General features: G+C 69.1%; 25 protein-coding genes, 1 tRNA gene and 1 pseudogene. 20 read left to right on the top strand and 7 right to left on the bottom strand.

Annotation, left to right across the window (positions count from 1 at the left end; all coding sequences use genetic code 11):
- The first annotated feature begins 34 nt into the window (after positions 1-34).
- The 13 genes from mraY (at position 35) to BST14_RS14030 (ending at position 13,716) form a co-directional block, all read left to right on the top strand.
- Positions 35-1,114: a phospho-N-acetylmuramoyl-pentapeptide-transferase gene (gene mraY / locus BST14_RS13970; protein WP_083064955.1), complete on the top strand. Its 1,080-nt coding sequence runs from the start codon at positions 35-37 to the stop codon at positions 1,112-1,114.
- Complete coding sequence (murD, locus tag BST14_RS13975) at positions 1,114-2,580, top strand: UDP-N-acetylmuramoyl-L-alanine--D-glutamate ligase (protein WP_083064956.1); 1,467 nt, start codon at positions 1,114-1,116, stop codon at positions 2,578-2,580. Before mraY ends, murD begins: the two co-directional genes overlap by 1 nt.
- 7 nt (positions 2,581-2,587) lie before the next feature.
- Positions 2,588-4,303 (top strand): putative lipid II flippase FtsW, encoded by a 1,716-nt coding sequence (gene ftsW / locus BST14_RS13980; protein WP_083064977.1) that lies wholly within the window; start codon positions 2,588-2,590, stop codon positions 4,301-4,303.
- Positions 4,300-5,535: an undecaprenyldiphospho-muramoylpentapeptide beta-N-acetylglucosaminyltransferase gene (murG, locus tag BST14_RS13985; RefSeq protein ID WP_083064957.1), complete on the top strand. Its 1,236-nt coding sequence runs from the start codon at positions 4,300-4,302 to the stop codon at positions 5,533-5,535. Before ftsW ends, murG begins: the two co-directional genes overlap by 4 nt.
- Positions 5,532-7,016: a UDP-N-acetylmuramate--L-alanine ligase gene (murC, locus tag BST14_RS13990; RefSeq protein ID WP_083064958.1), complete on the top strand. Its 1,485-nt coding sequence runs from the start codon at positions 5,532-5,534 to the stop codon at positions 7,014-7,016. Before murG ends, murC begins: the two co-directional genes overlap by 4 nt.
- A complete protein-coding gene (locus BST14_RS13995; RefSeq protein ID WP_083064959.1) occupies positions 7,013-8,008 on the top strand; it encodes a cell division protein FtsQ/DivIB in 996 nt (331 codons plus the stop codon). Before murC ends, BST14_RS13995 begins: the two co-directional genes overlap by 4 nt.
- 275 nt (positions 8,009-8,283) lie before the next feature.
- Positions 8,284-9,441, top strand: coding sequence for a cell division protein FtsZ (ftsZ, locus tag BST14_RS14000; RefSeq protein WP_083064978.1), 1,158 nt, complete (start codon positions 8,284-8,286; stop codon positions 9,439-9,441).
- 98 nt (positions 9,442-9,539) lie between these two features.
- Positions 9,540-10,247, top strand: a complete 708-nt coding sequence (gene pgeF / locus BST14_RS14005; protein WP_083064960.1) for a peptidoglycan editing factor PgeF — start codon at positions 9,540-9,542, stop codon at positions 10,245-10,247.
- A gap of 5 nt (positions 10,248-10,252) precedes the next feature.
- Positions 10,253-11,026: a YggS family pyridoxal phosphate-dependent enzyme gene (locus BST14_RS14010; RefSeq protein ID WP_083064961.1), complete on the top strand. Its 774-nt coding sequence runs from the start codon at positions 10,253-10,255 to the stop codon at positions 11,024-11,026.
- A gap of 66 nt (positions 11,027-11,092) precedes the next feature.
- On the top strand, positions 11,093-11,740 hold the full coding sequence (locus BST14_RS14015; protein WP_083064962.1) for a cell division protein SepF: 648 nt from the start codon (positions 11,093-11,095) through the stop codon (positions 11,738-11,740).
- Positions 11,741-11,904: 164 nt separating this feature from the next.
- Positions 11,905-12,195, top strand: coding sequence for a YggT family protein (locus BST14_RS14020; RefSeq protein ID WP_007770770.1), 291 nt, complete (start codon positions 11,905-11,907; stop codon positions 12,193-12,195).
- A 275-nt stretch (positions 12,196-12,470) separates the two neighbouring features.
- Positions 12,471-13,277 carry a DivIVA-like cell division protein Wag31 gene (wag31, locus tag BST14_RS14025; RefSeq protein ID WP_083064963.1) on the top strand — a complete coding sequence of 269 codons (807 nt, stop codon included), beginning with the start codon at positions 12,471-12,473 and terminating at the stop codon, positions 13,275-13,277.
- A gap of 88 nt (positions 13,278-13,365) precedes the next feature.
- Positions 13,366-13,716, top strand: coding sequence for a phage holin family protein (locus BST14_RS14030; RefSeq protein WP_083064964.1), 351 nt, complete (start codon positions 13,366-13,368; stop codon positions 13,714-13,716).
- Positions 13,717-13,739: 23 nt separating this feature from the next.
- Here the strand turns inward: BST14_RS14030 and BST14_RS14035 are convergent.
- Positions 13,740-14,417 (bottom strand): annotated as a pseudogene (locus BST14_RS14035) (phosphoribosyltransferase); the annotation flags it as partial.
- 187 nt (positions 14,418-14,604) lie between these two features.
- A tRNA-Leu gene (locus BST14_RS14040) sits at positions 14,605-14,690 on the bottom strand.
- Positions 14,691-14,801: 111 nt separating this feature from the next.
- Here BST14_RS14040 and BST14_RS14045 point away from each other — a divergent pair.
- Both BST14_RS14045 and BST14_RS14050 read left to right on the top strand, forming a co-directional pair.
- Entirely contained in the window at positions 14,802-16,175 is a 1,374-nt protein-coding gene (locus tag BST14_RS14045) for a M20/M25/M40 family metallo-hydrolase (RefSeq protein ID WP_438502161.1), read from the top strand.
- Between the two features lie 36 nt (positions 16,176-16,211).
- Positions 16,212-16,742, top strand: a complete 531-nt coding sequence (locus tag BST14_RS14050; protein ID WP_083064966.1) for a YbhB/YbcL family Raf kinase inhibitor-like protein — start codon at positions 16,212-16,214, stop codon at positions 16,740-16,742.
- 14 nt (positions 16,743-16,756) lie between these two features.
- On the opposite strand, the gene BST14_RS14055 is transcribed toward BST14_RS14050, so the two are convergent.
- The 4 genes from BST14_RS14055 to BST14_RS14070 all read right to left on the bottom strand — a co-directional run bounded on the left by BST14_RS14055 (position 16,757) and on the right by BST14_RS14070 (position 20,833).
- Entirely contained in the window at positions 16,757-18,298 is a 1,542-nt protein-coding gene (locus BST14_RS14055) for an adenylate/guanylate cyclase domain-containing protein (protein WP_083064967.1), read from the bottom strand.
- Positions 18,299-18,432: 134 nt separating this feature from the next.
- On the bottom strand, positions 18,433-19,512 hold the full coding sequence (locus tag BST14_RS14060; protein ID WP_083064968.1) for a quinone-dependent dihydroorotate dehydrogenase: 1,080 nt from the start codon (positions 19,510-19,512) through the stop codon (positions 18,433-18,435).
- 32 nt (positions 19,513-19,544) lie between these two features.
- Entirely contained in the window at positions 19,545-19,814 is a 270-nt protein-coding gene (locus tag BST14_RS14065; protein ID WP_083064969.1) for a DUF5703 family protein, read from the bottom strand.
- Entirely contained in the window at positions 19,811-20,833 is a 1,023-nt protein-coding gene (locus BST14_RS14070) for a YncE family protein (protein WP_083064980.1), read from the bottom strand. Before BST14_RS14070 ends, BST14_RS14065 begins: the two co-directional genes overlap by 4 nt.
- A gap of 177 nt (positions 20,834-21,010) precedes the next feature.
- On the opposite strand from BST14_RS14070, the gene BST14_RS14075 reads away from it, so the two are divergent.
- From BST14_RS14075 to BST14_RS14095, 5 genes are all read left to right on the top strand, one after another.
- Positions 21,011-21,313: a hypothetical protein gene (locus BST14_RS14075; protein ID WP_083064970.1), complete on the top strand. Its 303-nt coding sequence runs from the start codon at positions 21,011-21,013 to the stop codon at positions 21,311-21,313.
- 46 nt (positions 21,314-21,359) lie between these two features.
- Entirely contained in the window at positions 21,360-22,121 is a 762-nt protein-coding gene (locus tag BST14_RS14080) for a histidine phosphatase family protein (RefSeq protein WP_083064981.1), read from the top strand.
- Positions 22,122-22,182: 61 nt separating this feature from the next.
- Positions 22,183-22,770 carry a DUF3090 domain-containing protein gene (locus BST14_RS14085; RefSeq protein ID WP_007770786.1) on the top strand — a complete coding sequence of 196 codons (588 nt, stop codon included), beginning with the start codon at positions 22,183-22,185 and terminating at the stop codon, positions 22,768-22,770.
- Positions 22,754-23,569: an SCO1664 family protein gene (locus tag BST14_RS14090; protein ID WP_083064971.1), complete on the top strand. Its 816-nt coding sequence runs from the start codon at positions 22,754-22,756 to the stop codon at positions 23,567-23,569. The genes BST14_RS14085 and BST14_RS14090 overlap by 17 nt, the downstream gene beginning before the upstream one ends.
- A 165-nt stretch (positions 23,570-23,734) precedes the next feature.
- A complete protein-coding gene (locus BST14_RS14095) occupies positions 23,735-24,526 on the top strand; it encodes a 3'(2'),5'-bisphosphate nucleotidase CysQ (protein WP_083064972.1) in 792 nt (263 codons plus the stop codon).
- 8 nt (positions 24,527-24,534) lie between these two features.
- On the opposite strand, the gene BST14_RS14100 is transcribed toward BST14_RS14095, so the two are convergent.
- Positions 24,535-26,091 (bottom strand): aldehyde dehydrogenase family protein, encoded by a 1,557-nt coding sequence (locus BST14_RS14100; RefSeq protein WP_083064982.1) that lies wholly within the window; start codon positions 26,089-26,091, stop codon positions 24,535-24,537.
- Between the last annotated feature and the right edge of the window lie 14 nt (positions 26,092-26,105).

Genomic DNA, 26,105 nt, shown 5'->3' on the forward strand with positions numbered 1-26,105 from the left:
ATCGCGAGGGCGGCGACGACCGCGGGGCGCGCGCATGAGGCAGATCCTGATCGCCGTCGCGGTCGCGCTGACGATATCGATCCTGTTGACCCCGGCCCTGATCCGGTTGTTCACCCGGCAGGGCTTCGGCCACCACACCCGTGAGGACGGCCCGCCGACCCACCACGCCAAGCGGGGCACGCCGTCGATGGGCGGCGTGGCCATCCTGGCCGGCATCTGGGCGGGCTACCTGGGCACTCACCTGGCCGGGCTGGCCTTCGACGGCGAGGGCATCACCGTGTCGGGCCTGCTGGTGCTGGGCCTGGCCACCGTGCTCGGCATCGTCGGATTCCTCGACGACCTGATCAAGATCCGTAGGTCGCGCAACCTGGGCCTGAACAAGACGGCCAAGACGATCGGGCAGGTCGCCGCCGCGGTGCTGTTCGGGGTGCTGGCGCTGCGGTTCCGCAACAACCATGGCCTGACACCGGCCAGCGCGGATCTGTCCTACGTGCGCGAGATCGCCACCGTCACACTGGCGCCGGGGCTCTTCGTGTTGTTCTGCGTGATCGTCGTCAGCGCGTGGTCCAACGCGGCGAACTTCACCGACGGCCTGGACGGGTTGGCCGCCGGGAGCATGGCGATGGTCACCGCCGCATACGTGCTGATCACCTTTTGGCAGTACCGCAACGCCTGCGTCACCGCGCCAGGGCTGGGCTGCTACAACGTGCGCGATCCGCTGGACCTGGCGCTGGTCGCGGCCGCCACCGCGGGCGCCTGCATCGGGTTTCTGTGGTGGAACGCCGCGCCCGCCAAAATCTTCATGGGCGACACCGGATCGCTGGCCTTGGGCGGCATCATCGCGGGCATCTCGGTCACCAGCCGCACCGAGATCCTCGCCGTCGTGCTGGGTTCGCTGTTCGTCGCCGAGGTCAGCTCGGTGGTGTTGCAGATCTTGACGTTTCGGACCACCGGACGCCGGGTGTTCCGGATGGCGCCCTTTCATCACCATTTCGAATTGGCCGGCTGGGCCGAGACCACGGTCATCATCCGTTTCTGGCTGCTCACCGCGATCGCCTGCGGCCTGGGTGTGGCCCTTTTCTACGGTGAGTGGTTGGGCGCGATCGGTGCCTGATGAGCGGCTCCGATCCAGCATCAGACCCCGTACCGGGCGCGCCGGTGCTGGTCGCGGGCGGCGGGGTAACGGGTAAGGCCGCGCTGGCGGCGCTGAGGAGATTCGGCGCGGTGCCCACGCTGTGCGACGACGACCCCGCCACGCTGCGCGGCTATGCCGATGCCGGAGTGGCGACCGCGTCCACCGCGACGGCCGCCGAGCAGATATCCCGATTCGCGCTGGTGGTCGCCAGTCCCGGCTTTTCGCCGACGGCGCCGCTGTTGGTGGCCGCCGCGGCGGCCGGGGTGCCGATCTGGGGCGACGTGGAGCTGGCCTGGCGACTCGACGCCGCTGGCCGGTACGGGCCGCCGCGGCGCTGGCTGGTGGTCACCGGGACGAACGGCAAGACGACCACGACCTCGATGCTGCACGCCATGCTGACCGCCGGCGGCCGGCGCAGCCTGCTGTGTGGCAACATCGGCGACCCGGTTCTCGACGTCCTGGACCAACCCGCCGAATTGCTGGCCGTCGAGCTGTCCAGCTTCCAATTGCATTGGGCGCCTTCGCTCAAACCCGAGGCCGGTGCGGTGCTCAACATCGCCGAGGACCACCTCGACTGGCACGGCAGCATGGCCGCCTACGCCGCCGCGAAGGCGCGGGTGCTCGACGGCCGGGTCGCGGTGGTGGGCCTGGACGACCGCCGGGCGGCGGCGCTGCTGGACACCGCCGCGGCGCCGGTGCGCGTCGGCTTCCGGCTGGGCGAACCGGCCGCGGGGGAGCTCGGCGTGCGCGACGGCCACCTGGTGGACCGCGCCTTCGCCGACGACCTGGTGCTGGCGCCGGTCGACTCCATCCCGGTGCCGGGGCCGGTCGGGGTGCTCGACGCACTGGCCGCCGCGGCGCTGGCGCGCAGCGTCGACGTGCCGGCCGAGGCGATCGCTACCGCGATCGCCTCGTTCCGGGTCGGCAGGCACCGAGCCGAGGTGGTAGCCGTCGCCGGCGGAATCACCTACGTCGACGACTCCAAGGCCACCAACCCGCACGCCGCCGAGGCTTCCGTGCTCGCTTATCCCCGGGTCGTGTGGATCGCCGGCGGCCTGCTCAAGGGCGCATCGGTCGACGCGGAGGTCGCCAGGATGGCGTCCCGGCTGGTCGGGGCCGTGCTGATCGGCCGGGATCGGCAACAGGTTGCGGAGGCGTTATCGCGACACGCGCCGGATGTCCCCGTCCTGCACGTTGTGACAGGCGAGGATGCTGGTATGGATGCGACTGCTGTGATTTCTGGGGCAGATGTGACAGAAGTGAAACAATCCGGCGGCAATGTGGGTACGGCGGTCATGAACGCGGCGGTCGCCGCGGCTCGGACCGTGGCGAAGCCTGGCGACACCGTCCTACTGGCTCCGGCGGGCGCATCGTTCGACCAATTCGTGGGTTACGCCGACCGTGGCGACGCCTTCGCGGCCGCCGTGCGCGCGGCGCTCCGGTAGGGCGGGCGTGGGTAACGCACTGACCCGGCGACTGCGTCGGGGGAAAGACACTACCGAGACGGGCACCGCCGAGCCCGGGCCAGCGGGCGACGCCGCGGAGGCCGCCCCCGTAGCAACCGACACCGACACCGCCGAGGCCGACGAGAAGGTCCACAAGCCCCAGAAGGACGAGAAGGTCCACAAGCCCCAGAAGAAGGACAAGCCCGCCAACGGCGGTACGCACGGCAGGTTCGGCGCCTGGCTGGGCCGGCCCATGACGTCGTTTCACCTGATCATCGCTGTGGCCGGGCTGCTGACGACGCTCGGGCTGATCATGGTGCTCTCGGCGTCGGGCGTGCGGTCCTACGACGCCGACGGGTCGGCCTGGGTGATCTTCGGCAAGCAGGTGCTGTGGACGGTGATCGGGCTCATCGCCTGCTACGCCTCCCTGCGGATGTCGGTGCGGTTCATCCGGCGGGTCGCATTCACCGGCTACGTCGTCACGGTCATCCTGCTGGTGTTGGTGCTCGTTCCGGGTATCGGCAACCTGGCCAACGGGTCTCGCAAGTGGTTCGTGGTCGCGGGCTTCTCGATGCAGCCGTCCGAGCTGGCCAAAATCGCCTTCGCCGTCTGGGGCGCCCACATGCTGGCCGCACGCCGCCTGGAGCGGGCAAGCTTGCGGGAATTGCTGATTCCCCTGGTGCCGGCGGCGGTGATCGCGCTGGCGCTGATCGTGGCGCAGCCCGACCTCGGGCAGACGGTGTCGCTGGGCATCATCCTGCTGGCCCTGCTGTGGTACGCGGGCCTGCCGCTGCGCGTGTTCGTCACCTCGTTGCTGGCCGTCTTCGTGGCCGGCGCGATCCTGGCCATGTCGGCCGGATACCGCTCGGAACGGGTGCGGTCCTGGATCAACCCCGAGAACGACCCCCAGGACACCGGGTATCAGGCGCGTCAGGCGAAGTTCGCGCTCGCGCACGGCGGTATCTTCGGCGACGGCCTGGGCCAGGGCGTGGCCAAGTGGAACTACCTGCCCAACGCCCACAACGACTTCATCTTCGCGATCATCGGTGAGGAGCTCGGCTTCATCGGGGCCTTCGCGCTGCTGGTGCTGTTCGGGCTGTTCGCCTACACCGGGATGAGGATCGCCCGCCGCTCGGCCGACCCATTCCTGCGGCTGCTCACCGCCACCACGACCATGTGGGTGCTGGGCCAGGCGTTCATCAACATCGGCTACGTCATCGGCATCCTGCCGGTGACCGGTATCCAGCTGCCACTCATTTCCGCCGGTGGAACATCCACCGCGGCAACACTTTTCATGATCGGCATCATGGCCAACGCGGCTCGTCATGAACCGGAGGCGGTGGCCGCCCTGCGAGCCGGCCGCGACGACAAGGTGAACCGGATCCTGCGGCTGCCGCTGCCCGAGCCCTACTCGCCGACGCGCCTGGAGGCGTTCCGGGACCGCAAGCGCGCTCGCCCGAAGGCCGCCGACGCGCCACGCAAGGGCGCCGGCGCGCCCGGCCGCAAGCCCGCTCGCAAGGCCCCCCACACGGCTTCCCATAAGGCAGATGGGTCGCAGCGGCCCGCGCTGCCGCGAACGGCCGCACGGCCGGCTCGCCAGACTGGGGGTACCGCTCGATCACGGGCGAGGCATCATGGATCTGGCCAGCGCCGCGTCAGCGGGGCGGCCGGCCAGCGTCAGCCACGACGCGCACGAGCACTGGAAGGCCAGCGTTACGGGTGAACGACACGGTCAACAAGCCGACCGGCGGGCGGGGGGCAAACCCCTTGCCCGCCGGTGCCGCGTTGCCCTCTTTTAAGCCGGTTAAGGCCCCGTCGGTCGTGCTGGCCGGTGGGGGAACGGCCGGTCACGTCGAACCGGCGATGGCAGTCGCCGACGCGCTCAGCGCTCTGGATCCGCAGGCCCGCATCACCGCGTTGGGCACCGCGCGCGGGCTGGAGACCAGGCTGGTGCCCGCGCGCGGCTATGACCTCGAGCTGATCACGCCGGTGCCGTTGCCGCGCAAGCCCAGCGGCGACCTGGCCCGGCTGCCCTCGCGGGTGTGGCGGGCGGTCCGCGAGACCCGCGCCGTGCTCAGGGCGGTCGACGCCGACGTCGTGGTCGGCTTCGGGGGATATGTGGCGCTGCCGGCCTATCTGGCCGCCCGCGGGGTATCGCCGGGCAAACCCCGGGTCCCGGTGTTGATCCATGAGGCCAATGCCAGCGCCGGGCTGGCCAACCGGGTCGGCGCCCGCAGCGCCGAGCGGGTGCTTTCCGCGGTGGCCGATTGCGGCCTGCCGCGCGCCGAGGTGGTCGGGGTGCCGGTGCGCGAGGCCATCACCTCGCTGGACCGCGCGGCGCTGCGCGCCGGGGCGCGCAGGCACTTCGGCTTCGCCGACGATGCCCGGGTGTTGCTGGTGTTCGGCGGCTCGCAGGGCGCGGCCTCGCTGAACCGGGCCGTCTCCGGGGCGGCCGCCGAGCTCGCCGCCGCCGGCGTGGCCGTTCTGCATGCGCACGGCCCCAAGAACACGCTGGAGTTGCGCCAACCCAACCCGGGCGACCCGCCGTACGTGGCGGTGCCCTACCTCGACCGGATGGATTTGGCCTACTCGGCCGCCGACCTGGTGATCTGCCGGTCCGGCGCCATGACCGTCGCCGAGGTGTCGGCGGTGGGCCTGCCCGCCATCTACGTGCCCCTGCCGATCGGCAACGGCGAGCAGCGGCTCAACGCGTTGCCCGTGGTCAACGCCGGTGGCGGCATGATCGTCGCCGACGCCGACCTGACGCCCGAGCTGGTGGCCCGGGAGGTCGCGGGGCTCTTGGGCGACCCGCCGCGGCTGGCGGCCATGACCACCGCCGCCGCGCTGGTGGGGCACCCCGACGCGGCGCGGCGGGTGGCCCAGGCGGCGCTGGACATCGCCCGGAAGGCGCAGCTCGCCCGCGCGAGCGGCCGCCGGGCCGGGAGGACCCGGTGAACACCCCACAGCTGCCGCCCGAGCTGCAGCGCGTGCACATGGTGGGCATCGGCGGAGCCGGCATGTCGGGCATCGCCCGCATCCTGCTCGACCGCGGTGGGCTGGTGTCCGGGTCGGATGCCAAGGAGTCGCGCGGCATCCATGCGCTGCGTGCGCGCGGCGCGCAGATCAACATCGGTCACGACGCCTCCGCGCTGGACCTGTTGCCCGGGGGCGCCACCGCGGTCATCACCACCCACGCCGCCATCCCGAAGACCAACCCCGAGCTCGTCGAGGCCCGCCGGCGCGGCATTCCGGTGATCCTGCGGCCCGCCGTGCTGGCCAAGCTGATGGACGGCCGCACCACGCTGATGGTCACCGGCACGCACGGCAAGACGACCACGACGTCGATGCTGATCGTGGCGCTGCAGCACTGCGGACGCGACCCGTCCTTCGCGGTCGGCGGCGAGATGGGTGAGGCCGGCACCAACGCCCACCACGGCAGCGGCGACTGCTTCGTCGCCGAGGCCGACGAGAGCGATGGCTCGCTACTCGAATACACGCCCAACGTCGCCGTGGTCACCAACATCGAGACCGATCACCTAGATTTCTACGGCAGCGCCGACGCCTATGTCGCCGTGTTCGACGCCTTCGTGGAGCGGCTGGCGCCCGGCGGGGCGCTGGTGGTGTGCGTCGACGATCCGGGGGCCGACGCGCTGGCCAGGCGCACGGCCGAACTGGGCATCCGGGTGCTGCGGTACGGATCCGCGCCGCACGACGGGTCGCCGCGGCCCGGCGACGAGCTGGCCGCGACGTTGCTCTCGTGGCAGCAGCAGGGCACCGAGGCCGTCGCGCAGATCCGGCTGGCCACCGAGCTGGACCCGGAGCAGCGCCCGCGGGTGATGCGGTTGTCGGTGCCCGGGCGTCACATGGCGCTCAACGCGATGGGCGCGCTACTGGCGGCGCTCGAGATCGGCGCCCCGGCCGAGCCCGTGTTGGACGGCCTGGCCGGCTTCGAGGGTGTGCGCCGCCGGTTCGAACTGGTGGGCAGCGCGGCCTCGGTGCGGGTGTTCGACGACTATGCCCACCATCCGACCGAGATCGTTGCCACCCTGGCGGCGGTGCGCACCCTGCTCGAGCAGAGCGGTGACGGCCGCAGCATCGCGGTGTTCCAACCCCATCTGTATTCGCGGACAAAGGCTTTCGCCGAGGAGTTCGGGCAGGCGCTGGACGCGGCGGACCAGGTTTTCGTTCTGGATGTCTATGGCGCGCGCGAGCAACCGCTGGCCGGCGTCAGCGGGGCCAGCGTCGCCGAGCACGTCAGCGTGCCGGTGCACTACCTGCCGAATTTCTCCGCGGCCGCCGAGCAGGTGGCCGCGGTGGCCGCGCCCGGCGACGTCATCGTCACCATGGGAGCCGGCGACGTGACCCTGCTGGGGCCCGAGATCGTGACGGCGCTGCGGGTGCGGGCCAACCGCGGCGCTCCCGGGGCGTTGCGATGACGGAGCCGGACGACCCGGTTCCGACCGACGCGGCCGGCGAACGGGCCGCCGGTCAGCGCTGCGACGCCGACGGCACCGCGGTCACCGAACCGCTCGTCACCCAGGCCCGCGCGCAGCGGCCGGCGGCCGATGCGGGCGGCGGCCCCGAGCCCGGTCAGGGGGCCGATCCGACCGAGGTCGAGGGACCGCGCCGGCGCGCCCGTCGGGAGCGGGCCGAACGCCGCGCCGCGCAGGCCCGCGCCATGGCCATCGAAGAGGCGCGCCGCGAGGCGAAGCGACGGGCCAGCGGACGGCTGGTCGCCGAGCCCAAACCCGTTGCGCGCGGCGTCGTTCGGGGCCTGAAGATGCTGCTGGCGACCATCCTGCTGGTGATTGTCGGCATCGGGCTCGCCCTAATCCTCTATTTCACGCCGGCGATGTCGGCCCGCAACGTCGTCGTCGTCGGCACCGGCGTGGTCACCCGGGAAGAGGTCCTGGATGCGGCGCAGGTGCGGCCCGGAACGCCGCTGCTGCAGATCAACACCAGCCAGGTGGCCGACCGGGTGGCGGCGATCCGGCGGGTGGCCAGCGCGCGGGTGCAACGCCAGTATCCATCGGCGCTGCGGATCACCATCGTGGAGCGAGTTCCGGTGGCGGTCAAGGACTTTGCCGATGGCCCTCACCTCTTCGACCGGGACGGCGTGGACTTTGCGACTGGCCCGCCGCCCCCGGCCCTGCCGTACCTCGATGTCGCCAACCCGGGGCCGAACGACCCGGCCACCAAGGCCGCCCTGCAGGTGCTGACCGCGCTGCGGCCCGAGGTCGAGGGGCAGGTCGGCCGGATCGCGGCGCCGTCGGTGGCCTCGATCACCCTGACGCTCGGCGACGGCCGGGTGGTGATCTGGGGGACCACCGATCGCACCGACGAGAAGGCCGAGAAGCTGGCCGCGCTGTTGACCCAGCCCGGCAAGACCTACGACGTGTCCAGCCCGGACCTGCCGACGGTCAAGTAAGCGATCTTCGTCACGTCGTCCGCCGCCATCCGCCGTCGAGCAGCGCTCACGGCGCCCCGACGCGGGAAAAATGCCCAAAATTTGCGGTGCGCGTGTCGGCGCGCCTGCGGGGCTAGGGCGCGCCCTACCCATACCGTTCTGGTTGCGCGTTACTACTTGACATAACTCTAACTCTATGGTTGAGGTTGAGGGTTTGCCAGGACAGGGACCGCCACGTCCGGAGGAGCCCACCGCCGGGAGAGCTGAGCCAAGCCCATCAGGGAGGAAGACGAATGATGACCCCCCCGCATAACTACCTGGCCGTCATCAAGGTCGTGGGTATCGGTGGCGGCGGCGTCAACGCCGTCAACCGGATGATCGAACAAGGCCTCAAGGGCGTGGAGTTCATCGCGATCAACACCGACGCGCAGGCGCTGTTGATGAGCGATGCCGACGTCAAACTCGACGTCGGGCGCGAGTCCACGCGTGGCCTGGGTGCCGGGGCGGACCCGGAGGTCGGTCGCAAGGCCGCCGAGGACGCCAAGGATGAGATCGAGGAGCTGCTGCGCGGCGCGGACATGGTCTTCGTCACCGCCGGGGAGGGTGGCGGGACCGGCACCGGCGGCGCCCCCGTCGTCGCCAGCATCGCGCGCAAACTGGGCGCGTTGACCGTCGGCGTGGTCACCCGGCCGTTCTCGTTCGAGGGCAAGCGGCGCGGCAACCAGGCCGAGAGCGGCATCGCGGCGCTGCGCGAAAGCTGCGACACCCTGATCGTGATCCCCAACGACCGGCTGCTGCAGATGGGTGACGCCGCGGTATCGCTGATGGACGCCTTCCGCAGCGCCGACGAGGTGCTGCTCAACGGTGTGCAGGGCATCACCGACCTGATCACCACGCCGGGCCTGATCAACGTCGACTTCGCCGACGTCAAGGGCATCATGTCCGGCGCCGGCACGGCCCTGATGGGTATCGGATCCGCACGCGGGGAGGGCCGCTCGCTCAAGGCCGCCGAGATCGCCATCAATTCACCGCTGCTGGAAGCCTCGATGGAGGGCGCCCATGGCGTGCTGATGTCCATCGCCGGCGGCAGCGACCTGGGTCTGTTCGAGATCAACGAGGCGGCCTCGCTGGTGCAGGACGCCGCCCACCAGGACGCCAACATCATCTTCGGCACCGTGATCGACGACTCGCTGGGCGACGAGGTGCGCGTGACCGTCATCGCCGCGGGCTTCGACGCCGCCGGTGCCGGCCGCAAACCCGTCATCGGTGGCAGCGCCGACAAGGAAGAAAAGGGCGGTGCCCACCGGATCGAGTCGGCGAAGGCGGGCAAGCTCACCTCGACGCTGTTCGAACCGGTCGACGCGGTCAGCGTGCCGGTGCACACCAACGGCTCGACCTTGAATATCGGCGGCGACGAAGACGACGTCGACGTGCCGCCCTTCATGCGCCGCTGATTTTGATCGCGAGCGTGCGTGTTTGTACACGACACACCGACCATATGCGTACATCCGTGCACCCTCGGCGCAAGCGGCGCCATGCGGATACTGGTCCCGTGAGCGTTCGCATTCGGCGGGTGACCACCAGCCGCGCGGGTGGTGTCTCTAAGCCGCCCTTCGACACCTTCAACCTGGGCGACCACGTCGGCGACGACCCCGCGGCCGTTGCCGACAACCGGGCCCGGCTAGCCGCCGCCATCGGCCTGCGCGGCGGTCGCGTGGTGTGGATGAATCAGGTCCACGGGGATCGGGTCGAGGTGGTCGACGGGGCGCGCGACACCGCGGTCGATGACACCGACGCATTGGTGACTCGCACGGCGCGACTCGCGCTGGCGGTGGTGACCGCCGACTGCGTTCCGGTGTTGCTGGCCGACGCGCGTGCCGGGGTAGCCGCGGCGGTGCACGCCGGCCGGGTTGGTGCCCAGCGCGGGGTGGTGGCCCGCACGGTGGAGGCGATGTCAAAACTCGGCGCGCGGCCCGAAGACATTTCGGCCCTGTTGGGCCCGGCGGTCAGCGGCCGCAATTACGAAGTGCCCGCGGCGATGGCCGACGAGGTCGAGGCGGCGTTGCCGGGCAGTCGGACCACCACCGCGGCCGGCACGCCCGGACTGGATCTACGTGCCGGAATCGCCTGCCAGCTCAGGGGTCTGGGCGTGACGGCAATCGACATCGATCCACGCTGCACCGTGGAAGACCCGGCTTTGTTCAGCCATCGCCGGGACGCGCTGACCGGACGGCTGGCCTCACTGGTCTGGATGGAGTGACTGCGATGGCGGCCCCGGACAGTCGAAGCGACCGCGATTCCGAGTTGACCCACGCACTGGCGTCGTTGCGCTCGCGCCTTGCCGCGGCGGCAGAAGCGGCGGGCCGCAATGTCGGCGAAATCGAAGTTCTGCCGGTGACCAAATACTTTCCAGCAACCGATGTCGTGACTTTGTCCCGATTGGGTTGTCGCGCCGTTGGCGAATCGCGGGACCAGGAAGCGACGGCCAAAGTGGCCGAAGTCACCCGACTGCTGGCGGCGTCCGCCAGGGCGGATGTGGGAAATCCGCGCTGGCACATGGTCGGTCATATCCAGCGGAATAAGGCTCGGTCGGTGGCGCGCTGGGCGCACACCGCCCACTCGGTCGACAGCGCGCCCCTGGTGACCGCGCTCGACAAGGGGGTGGCCGCGGCGCTTTCCGACGGCCGTCGCACCGAACCGATGCGGATCTACGTCCAGGTCAGCCTCGACGGCGACGAGTCCCGCGGCGGCGTCGACATAGCCCGACCGGGAGCCGTCGATCAGGTGTGCGACCAGGTCGAGCAGTGCAAGAACCTGGACCTGGTCGGGCTGATGGGGATTCCGCCGCTGGACTCCGACCCCGAAGAAGCCTTTGACCGGCTCCGATCCGAGCATCGGCGGGTTCTCGAATCTCACCGCAACGCTGTCGGGCTGTCCGCCGGCATGTCGAACGACTTCGAAATCGCCGTCAAACACGGTTCGACATGTGTGCGTGTCGGTACCGCGCTATTGGGCCCTCGGCGGTTACCGTCACCGTAAGTAGTCACTGCAGTCACAGCTTTATCACTAACACCAGTACTCCCAGGGGCTAGAAGGGTCAACGCAATGAGCACACTGCACAAAGTCAAGGCCTATTTCGGAATGGCCCCAATGGACGACTACGAGGACGAGTATTACGACGACCACGCGCCGTCCCGCGGTTTCCCACGCCCGCGATTCGACGACGGATACGGGCGTTACGAGCAAGACGACTACGACGATCCCCGCCACGAGCCCGCCGACTACCCGCCGCCCGCCGGCTATCGCGGCGGCTACGGAGACGAGCCGCGCTACGGTACCGTCCACCCCCGTGAATTCGACCGCGCCGAGCGGGGCGGCGGCCCGCGCTTCGGGTCGTGGTTGCGCAACTCCACCCGCGGCGCGCTGGCGATGGACCCGCGCCGGATGGCGATGATGTTCGAAGAGGGCCACCCGCTGTCGAAGATCACCACGCTGCGGCCCAAGGACTACAGCGAGGCCCGCACCATCGGCGAGCGTTTCCGCGACGGCACCCCGGTGATCATGGACCTGGTGTCGATGGACAACGCCGACGCCAAGCGGCTCGTCGACTTCGCGGCCGGCCTGGCCTTCGCCCTGCGCGGCTCGTTCGACAAGGTCGCGACGAAGGTGTTCCTGCTGTCGCCCGCCGACGTCGACGTGTCCCCGGAGGAGCGCCGCCGGATCGCCGAAACCGGTTTCTACGCTTACCAATAGGCGCGTCCGCGCCCCATTTGCGGCGGTGATGCGGCCACCCGGGGGCCGCAGTGGCCACGTGAGATGAGGGCTCTTACTCGGAGTCGGTAGGCTGGCAGGCGCCGCGCTGGTCCGCGGCGCTTGGCATCTCTTGGCTTCTCACGGGTAAGGTCGGGGCACTTCAGTTGGTGTTGTTCTTTCAGATCCTCGGGTTTGCGCTGTTCATCTTCTGGCTGCTGCTCATCGCTCGGGTCGTCGTCGAGTTCATCCGCTCGTTCAGCCGGGACTGGCATCCCACCGGCATCACCGTCGTGGTGCTGGAGATCATCCTGTCGATCACCGATCCGCCGGTGAAATTGCTTCGCCGGCTCATCCCGCAACTCACCATCGGCGCGGTCCGCTTCGACCTGTCGATCATGGTGCTGTTGCTCGTCGCGTTCATCGGCATGCAGTTGGCCTTCGGCGCCGCGGCGTAAGCCACGGGGGCCCGCCGGGGGCCGGCCCGTCGGCGTGAACCAATCCGCTTCGGAGACAGTTCGGACACGTTTTAGCGTCGGTTTGGGTTCCGCGATTTAAAAATTCTAAGGGTTCGGATTTTATTGCCCTCAATGTTTGAAATTGGCTCTTATTTATTGGGCTAATCAGCAACGGTCGCGCCTGGTGTGACAGGATGGACGGCAGTTGCACTACGGCTACCACTGCGTTCTACACTTTCCAGAACGTTCGAGAAGGAACTTGAGGGGACGAAACAATGCCGCTTACACCAGCCGACGTCCACAATGTGGCGTTCAGTAAGCCACCTATCGGCAAGCGGGGCTACAACGAAGACGAGGTGGATGCCTTCCTCGATCTAGTGGAAGCCGAGCTGACGCGGCTCATCGAAGAGAACAGCGATCTGCGCCAACGAATCGAAGAGCTGGACCACGAGCTGGCCTCCGGTGGTGGCTCGGCCGCTCCGGCTGCCGCCGCCCCCACCCAGGCCATTCCCGTACGCGAGCCCGTCCCTGAACCGGAACCGGTCAAGCCGGCGCCGGCCGCAGCCTCGGCCGCCGCGGCCAACAACGAGGAACAGGCCATGAAGGCCGCTCGGGTGCTGACGCTCGCGCAGGACACCGCCGACCGCCTGACCACGACGGCCAAGACCGAGTCGGAAAAGATGCTGGCCGACGCCCGGGCCAACGCCGACCAGATCCTCAGCGAGGCGCGCAACACCGCCGAGACCACCGTCGCCGAGGCCCGCCAGCGCGCCGACGCGATGCTCGCGGATGCGCAGACCCGTTCGGAAGCCCAGTTGCGGCAGGCCCAAGAGAAGGCCGACGCCCTGCAGGCCGACGCCGAGCGCAAGCATTCCGAGATCATGGGCACCATCAACCAGCAGCGCACCGTCCTGGAAGGCCGTCTCGAGCAGCTGCGTACGTTCGAACGGGAATACCGGACCCGGCTCAAGACCTACCTGGAGTCCCAGCTGGAAGAGCTCGGGCAGCGCGGTTCCGCGGCACCGGTCGACTCCAGCGCCGACGCGGGCAGCTTCGACCAGTTCAACCGGGGCAACAACTAGCCGTTCGAGCGTGCCGTCGCTCGCCGAGCTTCGGGGTTGGCACACTAGGTCATGAACGCGGTCCCGCTCGTCGCTTGGAGGATGACTGATGCTCATCATTGCGCTGGTATTGGCCCTGATCGGGCTCGTCGCGTTGGTGTTCGCGGTCGTCACCAGCAACGAGCTGGTGGCCTGGGTCTGCATCGGCGCCAGCGTGGTGGGCGTGGTGCTGTTGATCCTCGACGCGCTGCGGGAACGCCAACGGCGTGAGCTGGGCGGCGACGAAGCCCAGGACGCCGACGAGAGCCAGGTCGATGAGGAAGGCTATGTCGACTATCCCGAGGCCGACTACCCCGAGGAAGTCCCGGGCGAAGGCGAACCGGCGGCGACGGGGGATACCGCGAAGACCGAGGAGTCCAGGGTCCCGGCCGACGACCACGGCGACGAGCGCGCCAAGTAATTCTTTGCTTCGACGATCGGCGCTCAGCCGGCCGGCGTGCCCAGGAGCTCGCGCACCTCGTCGTCGCTGATCTGGTGAAAGTCGTCGTAGACCTGCCCGACCGCTTCGAATCCGGGTGGCATGGTCAGGCACACCACGTCGTCGGCCTCGCACGCGAGTTCGCGGCAGGTCGACTCCGGTCCCACCGGGACGGCGACCACGATCGATTTCGGGCCGACCGCCCGGATGGCGCGCACGGCGGCGAGCATGCTTGCGCCCGTTGCGATTCCGTCGTCGACCAGGACGACGATCCTGTCGCGCAGGTCGGCCGCCGGGCGACCACCGCGGTAGGCGTGCTCGCGCCGCAGCAGCTCGGCCGTCTCGCTGTCGATCACCTGGCGCACCTGCTCGTCGGTGATGTGCAGGCTGGCCACCACCTCGTCGTTCATCACCACGCCACCACCGCTGGCCAAGGCGCCCATCGCCAGCTCCGACCATTGCGGCACCCCGAGCTTGCGGACCAGAAAGACGTCGAGCGGAGCGCGCAGGGCCGCGGCGATCTCCCAGGCCACCGGCACGCCGCCCCGCGCCAGCCCGAAGACCAGCACATCATCCCGTCCGCGGTAGGCCGCCAGCTCCCGCCCCAGCGCCCGTCCCGCTTCGCGTCGGTCGACGAACGTCTTGTGCGATGTCCGCCGGATAAAGCCACTCGATCGGTTCATGCGTTCACACTCCCGGCTACTGGGCCTACATCCAGGCTACGTGCGGTGGCAATGGGGAGGATGCGCGAGATGGGACCGCCGCCGACGCGGCATAAGTAGGTACGGGTGTGATCGCGGCTTCGCCGCTCAACACGCTCCATCGGCTCGGAAGTGAATGCGAGCATCCACTTCGGTCGCCTCAGTCGCGTGTCCGAGGGGGGACTTGAACCCCCACGCCCATTAGTAGGGCACTAGCACCTCAAGCTAGCGCGTCTGCCATTCCGCCACTCGGACAAGGCCAACCAGCATGGGTTGGCAGCTAAGGCTATCGGATCGGCCGCCGCGAACCCAATCCAGCTCCTCGAGACGTGTCGATGATCGGCGTCGAGCCGTCCGGCCTGGACAATGGTAGGAAAGGTGGTTGTGACCATTCAGAGCGGGGCGACCGAGGTACCAACCAACCCGAGCGACGACGTGGTCGAAGTTGTCAGCACGTTGATCCGGTTCGACACCACCAACACCGGCGAACCGGAGACGACCAAGGGGGAGGCCGACTGCGCGCAGTGGGTCGCCGAGCAGCTCGCCGAAGTCGGCTATGCGCCGCACTACGTCGAATCCGGCGCTCCGGGCCGCGGTAACGTGTTCGCTCGGCTGCCGGGCGCGGACACCTCGCGTGGCGCGCTGCTGATTCACGGGCATCTGGACGTGGTCCCGGCCGAACCGACCGAATGGAGCGTGCACCCGTTCTCCGGCGCGGTCAAAGACGGCTTCGTCTGGGGTCGCGGCGCGGTCGACATGAAGGACATGGTCGGCATGATGATCGTGGTGGCCCGCCACCTGAAGCGGGCGGGCATCGTGCCGCCGCGCGACCTGGTCTTCGCGTTCATCGCCGACGAAGAACACGGCGGAACCTTTGGCGCGCAGTGGCTGGTCGACAATCGCCCGGAGCTCTTCACGGGCATCACCGAGGCGATCGGTGAGGTGGGCGGGTTCTCGCTGACGGTGCCGCGCCGGGACGGCGGCGAACGTCGGCTCTACCTGATCGAGACGGCCGAGAAGGGGCTGTCCTGGATGAGACTGACCGCCCGCGGCCCGGCCGGACACGGGTCGATGGTGCACGACCAGAACGCCGTCACCGCCGTTTCCGAGGCCGTCGCCCGCCTGGGCCGCCACGAGTTCCCGTTCGTGCTGACCGACGCCGTCGCGCAGTTTCTCGCCGCGGTCGGCGAGGAGACCGGACTCACCTTCGACACCGAATCGGGGGACCTGCCCGGAGCGATCGACAAGCTGGGGCCGATGGCCCGCATGCTCAAGGCCGTGTTGCACGACACCGCGAACCCCACCATGCTCAAGGCGGGGTATAAGGCCAACGTCGTCCCGGCCATCGCCGAGGCCGTGGTGGACTGCAGGATTCTGCCGGGCCGCAGGGAGGCGTTCGAGGCCGAAGTCGGCGAGCTGCTCGGGCCGGACGTGACGCGCGAGTGGATCAAGGATTTCTCGTCCTATGAGACCAGCTTCGACGGCGACCTCGTCGACGCCATGAACGCCGCCGTGCTGACGTACGATCCGGACGCCCGCACCGTGCCGTATATGCTTTCCGGCGGCACCGATGCAAAATCGTTTGCGCGCTTGGGTATTCGTTGTTTCGGCTTCAGCCCGCTGCGGTTGCCGCCGGACCTGGATTTCACCGCGTTGTTCCATGGCGTCGATGAGCGGGTACCCATCGATGCGCTGCGGTTCGGCACCGACGTGCTGGCCCACTTCCTGACCCACTGCTAGATGACAGACGCAAGCCGATCACACGAGAGGACCGCCATGAGCACTGCTCCTGACCCGTACGCATCGCTGCCCAAGCTGCCGACCTTCACGCTGACCTCGCAATCCGTCAGCGACGGCCAGCCGTTGGCCAAGCCGCAAGTCAGCGGAATCATGGGCGCGGGCGGCGAAGACGTCAGCCCCCAGCTGAGCTGGTCGGGCTTCCCGGAGGAGACCCGCAGCTTCGCCGTCACCGTCTATGACCCCGACGCCCCGACGGCCTCCGGATTCTGGCACTGGGCGGTGGCCAACCTGCCGGCCGACGTCACCGAGCTGCCCGCGGGCGCCGGCGATGGCAGCAACCTGCCCGGCGATGCGCTGACGCTGGTGAACGACGCCGGGCAGCGCCGCTACATCGGGGCCGCGCCGCCGGCGGGCCATGGCCCACACCGCTACTACATCGCCGTGCACGCCGTGGACACCGAGAAGCTGGATCTGCCCGAGGACGCCAGCCCGGCCTTCCTCGGGTTCAACCTGTTCCAGCACGCCATCGCGCGGGCGGTCATCCACGCCACCTACGAACAGAAGTAGGGCTCTCGGCGGTTTCACCGGCGTCCGGTGGCCGGGGCGAGGTGCGCCATCCCGCGAAGAACCCACGGTGCCCGCGCCGCGATCAGCTCCACGGCGCGGTCCGAGCGGCGCATCGCGGTCCGACGGCCGGGAGTGGGCGTCGACACCAGTTGCGCCTCAGGCGATCCCGCCCGCGGTCCGTGGCGATCGACCGCCAGTAATTGCCAACGGCCGGGCACGCCACGCAACTCGACGCTGCCGCGGTCCTCGAAGCCTGTGCCCGACCCGACGACCAGGTCGCACACGGTGCGGGACACGAGAATGTCGCCCGCCCCGGCGTGCCCGAGGATCCGCGCCGCGATGTGTACCGCGATTCCGCCGATGTCGTTGTCCAGTAGTTCGCATTCTCCGGTGTGAATGCCGATGCGGATCTGGACGCCCAGGATCTCGGCGTCACCGCGCAACGCCTCGGCGCAGCGGATCGCCTGCGTCGGGCCGTCGAAGGTGGTAAGGTGTCCGTCGCCGGTGCTCTTGACCACCGTGCCGCCGAACCGTTGGGTGAGTTCGGCGGTGATCTCACCGAAGCGGTGCAACACCGCGCGCCACCGCTCATCGCCCGCCGCCGCGGCATGTTGAGTCGAGGCGACCATGTCGGTGAACAACACGGTGCGCAGGGCGCGATGTGACTGTGCGGGTGCGGCATGGCTGCCGGTGAGGAACTCCTCGATCCCGGCCAGGATTTTGTCGGGGTCGGTCAAGAAGGGTGCGTGATCCACACCCTCGACCTCGAGGTACCGTGCGCCGGCGATGTGGTCGGCGACATAGCGGCCGAACTGCACCGGAACCGCGGGGTCCGCGCGGGCATGGATGACCAAAGTCGGCGCGCTGATCGTGGGCAGGATCGGGCGCACGTCAGTGAGAAAGGCCGCTTCGAACGACGCCCGCGCCATTCCCGGGCTCGCGCTCATGCGCTCCAACATTGCGAGCTGGCGTATCGACCGGACCGACGGCGCGCTGATGCTGGCCGCCGCACCGCTGCCCCACCGCGAGCGCACGGCACGGCCGCCTTCCAGCCAGCGGGCGAGCTGTTCAACCGATGGCGTGTAGTCCTCACCCAACTCGGAAAGGTAGCGCGCCCGCAGCTCGGCCGGGTCACGATCCATGTCATCCCACCCGCACGGGTGAAACGAGTATGTGGCGCAAAGGATCAGCGCCCGCACTCGCTCCGGCCGGGCTGCCGCGAACATCATGGACGCCGGTCCACCGTCGCTCAGACCGGAGATGACGGCGCGTCCGAAGCCGACGGCGTCCATGACGGCCTCGATCTCGGCCACCCGATCATCCAGCGTCCGCACTTTCGGCACCGGGTCTGAGAGCCCGATCCCGGCCTTGTCGAACACAAGGACGCGACAGAACGTGGCCAGCTGCTCCATGAACGCTTTGAATTGGGGCAGGGTCCAAGCCAGCTCGATGTGGCTGACGAACGGCCCGACGACGACGAGCTCGACGGGCCCGTCGCCGAAGACCTGATACGCCAGGCTGAGATCGCCACACGCTGCGTATGACGTTTCCGGCACTGGTTGAGCGTACTGCCGATCTCACCGCCCGGCGGGGCGCCGGCCGCTGTCGGCCAAATCGACTCCCCGCACTGATCGCCCAGGCATCATCAACTGTCACGGCGGGACTCTCGAGGCAAGGGGTACGGCGTAGCTCAATCAGGCAGTCCCGGCGCATGCGCTGCTGAGCCGACGGCATCGCTGAGTGAGGCGAAGCCGCCGTCATGCAGCCGCCGCGCAATGCCGTCGTGAATCTGCTTGGCCCACAAGCCCCCTCCGTAGATGAAGCCGGTATAGCCCTGCAACAGCGATGCGCCCGCGGTAATCCGCTCCCAGGCGTCGTCCGCTGTTTCGATGCCCCCGACACCGATCAGCACCAGCCGATCGCCGACCCGGCGGTAAAGCCGGCGCAGCACCTCGACCGAACGGCGAGCCACCGGCGGCCCGGAGATGCCTCCGGGACCCAGCTCGTCGACCCGCGGCGTCCGCAGACCTTGCCGCGACACCGTGGTGTTGGTGGCGACGATGCCGGCCAGACCCAATTCGACTGCCAACTCCGCGATCTCGTCCACGTCGGAATCGGAGAGGTCCGGCGCGATCTTCACCAGCACCGGTGTGGACGTCTCGGCGAGCACCGCCGACAGGATGGGCCGCAGCGACTCGACCGCCTGCAGATCCCGCAGCCCGGGGGTGTTCGGCGAGCTGACGTTGACCACCAGATATGACGCCAGCGGGCCGACCAGCCGGGCGTTCGCCCGGTAATCGTCGACGGCCTCGTCGGCGGGCGTCGCCTTGGTCTTGCCGATGTTCACCCCGATCGGCACCTCGGGCCGGTGCCGCGCAAGCCGCAACGCCAGCGCGCCCGCACCGAGATTGTTGAAGCCCATTCGGTTCAGCAGGGCCCGGTCGGCCGGCAACCGGAACATGCGGGGTGCCGGATTGCCCGGTTGCGGGTTGGCGGTGACCGTCCCCACCTCTGCATGCCCGAACCCCAGCGCACCCCAGGTGAGCAGCCCCAGGCCGTCCTTATCGAAGCCGGCCGCCAGCCCGAGTGGCCCCGGAAAACGCACTCCGAACACCGTGCTGGCCAGCGCCGGATCCGTCGGGGCCAGCCATCGGTTCAGCAACCGACGCGTCCAGGCGACCGCGGTGACGCCACGCAGCAAGGCGAACACCAGGGTGTGAATCCGCTCGGGCGGAATCATGAAAAACAGCTGTCGCAGCAGGCCGTACATCCGGTGTCCGCCCTCGCGTGGCCGGGCGGCAGTCACAGTTCCGGCTGGTCGGGCCGTCGCCCCTCGGAGGCGGCGCCCTCCATGCGAGACTTCTTGCGGCGCAACAACACTCGTCTGCTGCCGTCGTTGTAAAGCCGCACCCGGGTCAACTCCCAGCCGCGGTATTCGGCCTCGATGGACAGTCGGGTGGACGCGCTGACCCGGGTCACTTCCGGCGGCAAACGCAGCGGCGCCCATTCGTAGTCGTCAGACATCTCGGTGTCCCAGCCCGCGGGCAGCCGGCTCCGCCGCGCCGCGGTCAACGCGTGCCCGCCGCGTGCTCGATGACCTGAACCCCGGCACCGGAACCCGACACCACGTACAGGGTGCCTGACGCTTCGTCGAAGGCCAGCGAGTTCGGTTGCTGCACGGTCGGGTAACGCACCTTTTCGACGGGAATTCCGGTGGACAGATCGTAACCAATGACCATATTGGAAACGGTCTGCGACACCCAGGCTAACGCGCGGGAGCCGGCCAGGCCGTACGGCGCCGCCGGAACCGGGTAGGCCTGGCGCAGGATCAGCGGATCCACGCCGTAGACCAGCAGCTGGCCACCGCGGGTGTCGGCGACCAGCACCCGGCCCGCCGGATCGGCGGACATGGTGGTGGCGCCCCGGCCCGCGCGCAGCGCCTGCTGGGCATGACCGTCGGCGCCCAGCGTCGTCACCGACGTCTGTCCACGGTCCAGCACCACCGTCGTATCACCTTGTGCGGCAAGAGCATCGACGCGGGCAAAGATCTTGCTGCGGTTGGCCACGGTCGCGCTGGTGACGGTGGCCGGTGCCTGGGAGGCAAGGGTGTAGACGGCGCCGTCGGCGCTGCCCAGCACCAGCTTGCCGTCGGCGCGCCGGGCCACCGCGGTGAACTCGGTTTGGGCCGCGTCGGCGACGGCCACCTGGGTAACGCGGCCCGTGGACAGTTCGACGGCGAAGTAGCCGCCCCGGGCCGCCAGGTAGGCGGTTCCGCGGCCGTCATCGGCCAGCGCGGTCGCGGGTCCGGGCAACTCGACCACGCGGGGCGTGACCTGCGCATTACCGAAGACGGTGATGCTGGCGGGCGCGGTCGGGTCGGCGCCCGGCGTCAGGACCGCCAGCTGATGCGTGCCGGCGTCGAAGACCGCCGCGGCGGCGTGACCGGCCAGCGGCCGCACCGCGCCGGTCGGCCGCTGCGAAGCGGGCGGTGACACGGCGGCGCGTGCCGGTTCGATGGTGCGCGGAGCGCCACCGAGCGGATTGGATGAACATCCGGCCGTCACCCACAGCAAAATCGCGAGAGTCGTCAAACCGCCCCGAGCCGCCCGTTTCCGGCGCGGCGGTGGTGGCAGCAATTCATTTCCCTCGTGGTGTGGCGGCGGGATCCAACCGGGATCCAAGCGGAACACCGATTCTAGGGAACGCTTTCGCATCCACTAACGCCGTGCCGCCTGCATCCCGCCCTACCGGCGAGGTATGGTCAGCTCATGGCCGTCACCGCTGACCGTCATATGACGCAGAACGAGTTTGCTGTCGAGGACATGTCAACAGGCATCTCCGCTAGCGGATACGGACAAGTCGGTGATGGGCGAAGCTTTTCGTTCCACATCGAAAACCGATCCCTGGTCGTCGAGGTTTACCGGCCGCGCTTGGCGGGGCCCGTCCCGCAGGCCGAAGAGGTGGTCGCCAGGGCGGTCCGCGACGTGGTCGACATCGACCTGACCGACGAGCGCAGCCTGAGCGCTGCGGTGCGCGACTCCATCACGCACGCGTTGCCCGTTTCGCGCTAGTCATCTCCGGTCACCGACCCGCCCAGCGGGTACCGTCGTGGTCGACATGACCGTCATCCTGTTGCGGCACGGCCGCTCGACTTCCAACACGGCGGGCGTTCTCGCCGGTCGCTCGGAGGGCGTCGACCTCGATGACAAGGGCCGCGAGCAGGCGGACGGCCTGATCGATCGGATCGGCGATTTGCCGATCCAGGCGCTGATCAGTTCGCCGTTGTTGCGCTGCCAACGCACCCTGGAACCGTTGGCCGACGCGTTGTGCCTGACGCCGCTCGTCGACGATCGGCTTGCCGAGGTGGATTACGGCGAATGGACGGGCCGCAAGATCGGCGACCTGGTCGGCGAGCCGCTGTGGAAGGTCGTGCAGGCGCATCCCAGCGCGGCGGTGTTCCCCGGCGGCGAGGGGTTGGCGCAGGTGCAGGCACGGGCGGTGGCCGCCGTGCGCGAGCACGACCGCCGCCTGGCCGCCGAGGCCGGGGGAGAGGGTGGCGGCGATGTGCTGTGGGTCGCTTGCACTCACGGCGACGTCATCAAGGCCGTCATCGCCGACGCGTACGGGATCCACCTGGACGGCTTCCAGCGCGTCACCGCCGACCCGGCGTCAGTGAGTGTGATCCGCTACACCGAACTGCGCCCGTTTGTGTTGCACGTCAACCACACCGGTGCGCGGCTGTCCGCGTCCTTGCGCGCCGGGCCCCCCGCGAAGGCGGAGGCGAAGCCGGACGCCGGCCCCACATCCAACGGAGAGGCGCAGCAAGCGGCCGCGGGAGTGCCGTCCAGCGACGCGGTGGTCGGCGGTTCCACGGATTAATTCGGCGGCCGGCTCGATCGGATCGCACGGCGACCGCAACTGCCGGTATTTTGGAAGTGCCATGGCCCGCGCAATTCATGTCTTCCGCACGCCCGACCGCTTCGTGGCCGGGACAGTCGGCCAGCCCGGAAATCGCACGTTCTACATCCAAGCTGTGCACGACGCCCGAGTGGTGTCGGTGATTTTGGAGAAACAGCAGGTGGCGGTGCTTTCCGAGCGCATCGGCGCGCTGCTGCTCGAGGTGAACCGCAGGTTCGGCACGCCCGTTCCGCCGGAGCCCGCCGAGATCGAGGACCTCGACCCGCTGGTAACCCCCGTTGACGCCGAGTTCCGGGTCGGAACCATGGGCCTGGGCTGGGATTCGGAGGCCCAGACAGTGGTGGTCGAGCTGCTGGCGGTCACCGACGCCGAGTTCGACGCCTCGGTGGTGCTCGATGACACCGAGGAGGGTCCCGATGCGGTCCGGGTGTTCTTGACCCCGGAGTCGGCGCGCCAGTTCGCCACCCGCTCCAATCGCGTCATCTCCGCGGGACGCCCGCCGTGTCCGCTGTGCGACGAACCACTGGACCCGGAGGGCCATATTTGCGCGCGCGCCAACGGATATCGCCGCAGTGCGCTGCTCGGGCCTGACGATGACCCCGAGGTCTGACGACCGTGAGGTGTTGCGCGACGGCGAGCTGACGGTCATCGGACGGATCCGCTCAGCCAGCAACGGCACCTTCCTGTGCGAATCGACGCTGGGCGAGTCCAGCGTGCACTGCGTCTACAAGCCGGTCGCCGGGGAGGCGCCGCTGTGGGATTTTCCCGATGGGACACTGGCCGGCCGCGAACGGGCCGCGTACCTGGTGTCGGCGAAGCTGGGCTGGAACATCGTGCCCTACACCATCATTCGGCATGGGCCGGCGGGTCCCGGCATGCTGCAGCAATGGGTGCAGCAACCGGGCGACGCGGTGGGCACCGAGCCGCGTCCGGGCCCGGACCTGGTTGACCTGTTTCCCGCCGGCACCAAGCAACCCGGCTACCTGCCCGTGCTGCGCGCCCTCGACTACGCCGGCGACGAGGTCGTCCTGATGCACGCCGACGACATTCGCTTGTGGCGGATGGCGGTGTTCGACGTGCTGGTCAACAACGCCGACCGCAAGGGCGGCCACGTGCTGCGCGACCTCGACGGCCACATCTTCGGGGTCGACCACGGCGTGTGCCTGCACGTCGAGGACAAACTGCGCACGGTGCTGTGGGGATGGGCCGGCAAGCCGATCGACGATCACACCCTGAAAGCCGTGGCCGGACTGGCGGACGCGCTCGACGACCAGTTCGGCGACGAGCTGGCCGAGCAGATCACCCGGGCGGAGGTCTCAGCGCTGCGCAAGCGTGCACATGCGCTGCTGGACCGCCCGGTCATGCCCGGACCCAACCGGCATCGCCCCATTCCGTGGCCTGCCTTTTAGCGGGTCGTCGCCATCGGGGTTAGCGATGATCGCAAGCGCGGCGCCGCCGGGCGCGGCGGGTCGTCGCCATCGGGGTTAGCGATGATCGCAAGCGCGGCGCCGCCGGGCGCGGCGGGTCGTCGCCATCGGTGAAGCACATCGAACGCCGTCGGCGATACTGAACCGGTGAGCAACCGCGCGGACGATCTGGCAGACCTGACAGACGCCGCCCTGGCCGCCGATCTCGCCGCCGAAGCCGGGGAGTTGCTGCTGACTGTCCGCGACGAAGTCGGCTTCGGGTACCCGTGGGCGCTGGGCGACGCCGGCGACAGCCTGGCGAACGCCTTGATCCTGCGGAGACTGCACGCGGAGCGGCCTGACGACGCGGTGCTCAGCGAGGAGGCCTACGACGACCTGTCCCGCCTCAACCACGACCGCGTGTGGATCATCGACCCGCTGGACGGCACCCGGGAGTTCTCCACGCCGGGCCGCGACGACTGGGCAGTGCACGTCGCGCTCTGGCAGCGCCCCAGTAACGGCCAGCGCGAAATCACCGACGCGGCGGTGTCGTTGCCGGCCCGCGGCAATATCGTCTACCGCAGCGACACCGTGACCGCCGACGCCGCCCGCGTCGGCGTCAGCGACACCATCCGCATCGCCGTTAGCGCCACCCGGCCCCCCGCCGTCCTGCACCGGATGCGGCAAACGCTGCCCATTCAGCCCGTCGCGATCGGTTCGGCCGGTGCGAAGGCGATGGCCATCATCGACGGGCATGTCGACGCCTATCTGCACGCGGGCGGCCAGTGGGAGTGGGATTCGGCGGCCCCGGCCGGGGTGGTGATGGCCGCCGGCATGCACGCGTCGCGGCTGGACGGATCGCCGATGCGCTACAACCAACTCGACCCGTATCTGCCCGACTTCGTGATGTGTCGCGCCGAACTGGCGCCCATATTGCTGCGCGCCATCCGCGGCGCGTAGCGCGAGCCTCAGCGGCCGAGCCGGCGCCGCCAGTCTTTCGCCGAGAGCATCCGCACCATGTTTTCGACGAAAGTGCCCTTCCTGCGGCTGTAGGGGTACCAGAGCAGCTCCTTTTTCATCGCGACCCGGTCCGCGACGATGGCTTTCTGGCGGCAGCATTTGCGGATGCCGTCGGCTCCACCGGAGCGGGAACCGATTCCCGATTCCTTCCATCCCACCATCGGGAGCCCGAACTGCAGCAGGCTGGTGATGACGTTGTTGACGTTGACGCTGCCCGTATTCATCTGCCGCGCAACGGACATCGCCTTGTCTTTGTCCCGTGTCCATACGCTGCCGGACAGGCCCAGGTTGGAGTCGTTGGCACGCTCAATGGCCTCGGTGACGTCGCGCACCTTCATGACCGGCAGCGTTGGGCCGAAGGTCTCTTCTCGCATGCAATCCATGTCGTGGTTCACGTCGACCAGCACGGTCGGCTCGTAGAACAGGCCGCCGTCACTCGCGTCGCCCGCTTTCCCGCCGACAAGCACTTTGGCGCCCTTGTTCACGGCGTCGTCGACATGGCGGGACACGATCGCGAGTTGCTGCGCGGTGGTCATCGACCCGACCTCGCAGGAGTAGTCGTGTCCGGAGTCCATGCCGTTGCGTAACGCAGATGTCTTGGCTACCAACTTGTTCACGAATTCGTCGTAGACCGGCTCCTCGACGTAGACGCGCTCCACCGAGATGCACACCTGCCCGGTGTAGACGAATCCGCCCCACACCGCGCCGTCGACGGCGCGGTCGATGTCGGCGTCGGCGCACACGATCATGGCGTCCTTGCCGCCGAGTTCCAGGCTGCAGGGGATCAGCCGCTCGGCCGCCGCGACGGCGATACGACGTCCGGTGTTCACCGAGCCGGTGAACATCACATAGTCGACCGTATTGACCAGTGCCGCACCGGTTTCGCCGTAACCGAACACGACGTCCAGCACGTCGGGCGCGCCGATCTCCTTCCAGCCCTCGACCGCTACCCGCCACGCCAGGGGTGTGAACTCCGAGGGCTTGGACAACACGGCGCAGCCGGCCATCAGCGCCGCCGGAATGTCCAGCAGCGGCACCGACAGCGGCCCGTTCCAGGGCGTGATGACCCCGATGAGTGGATAGGGCTGGTAGACCAGCGTCAGCTTCTTGCCCGCGTTGGCGGCGCCGTACGGGCGCACCGTCTGATCGGCGAGAAACTCGGCGGCGTTGTCGATCCAATAGTTGATGATCTGCAGCGCGGCGATCTCCACGCGGGTGTCGCCCCAGGACTTGCCCGTTTCCAGCTGCAGCGGGGTCAACAGCTCGTCGCGGTGGTCCAGCATCCAGTCACGCCACTTGCCCAGCCACCGCGCCCGGCCGTCGATGGTCATTTGCTGCCATAGCGGCTGGGACCGGCGAAGCCGGCCGGCCGCGGCCTCGACCTCGGCGGCGGTCGAGATGGGGACGCTGCCCACGAACTGTCCCGTCGCCGGGCATTTGACCACGACTTCTTGCTGTGCGGCCGCGCCCGCGGTGTCCGGTCTGTCGGTTGTGTTGGTCGACATCGCAACCACCTCGC

The sequence above is a fragment of the Mycobacterium arosiense ATCC BAA-1401 = DSM 45069 genome, assembly GCF_002086125.1.
Classification (GTDB): Bacteria; Actinomycetota; Actinomycetes; order Mycobacteriales; family Mycobacteriaceae; genus Mycobacterium; species Mycobacterium arosiense.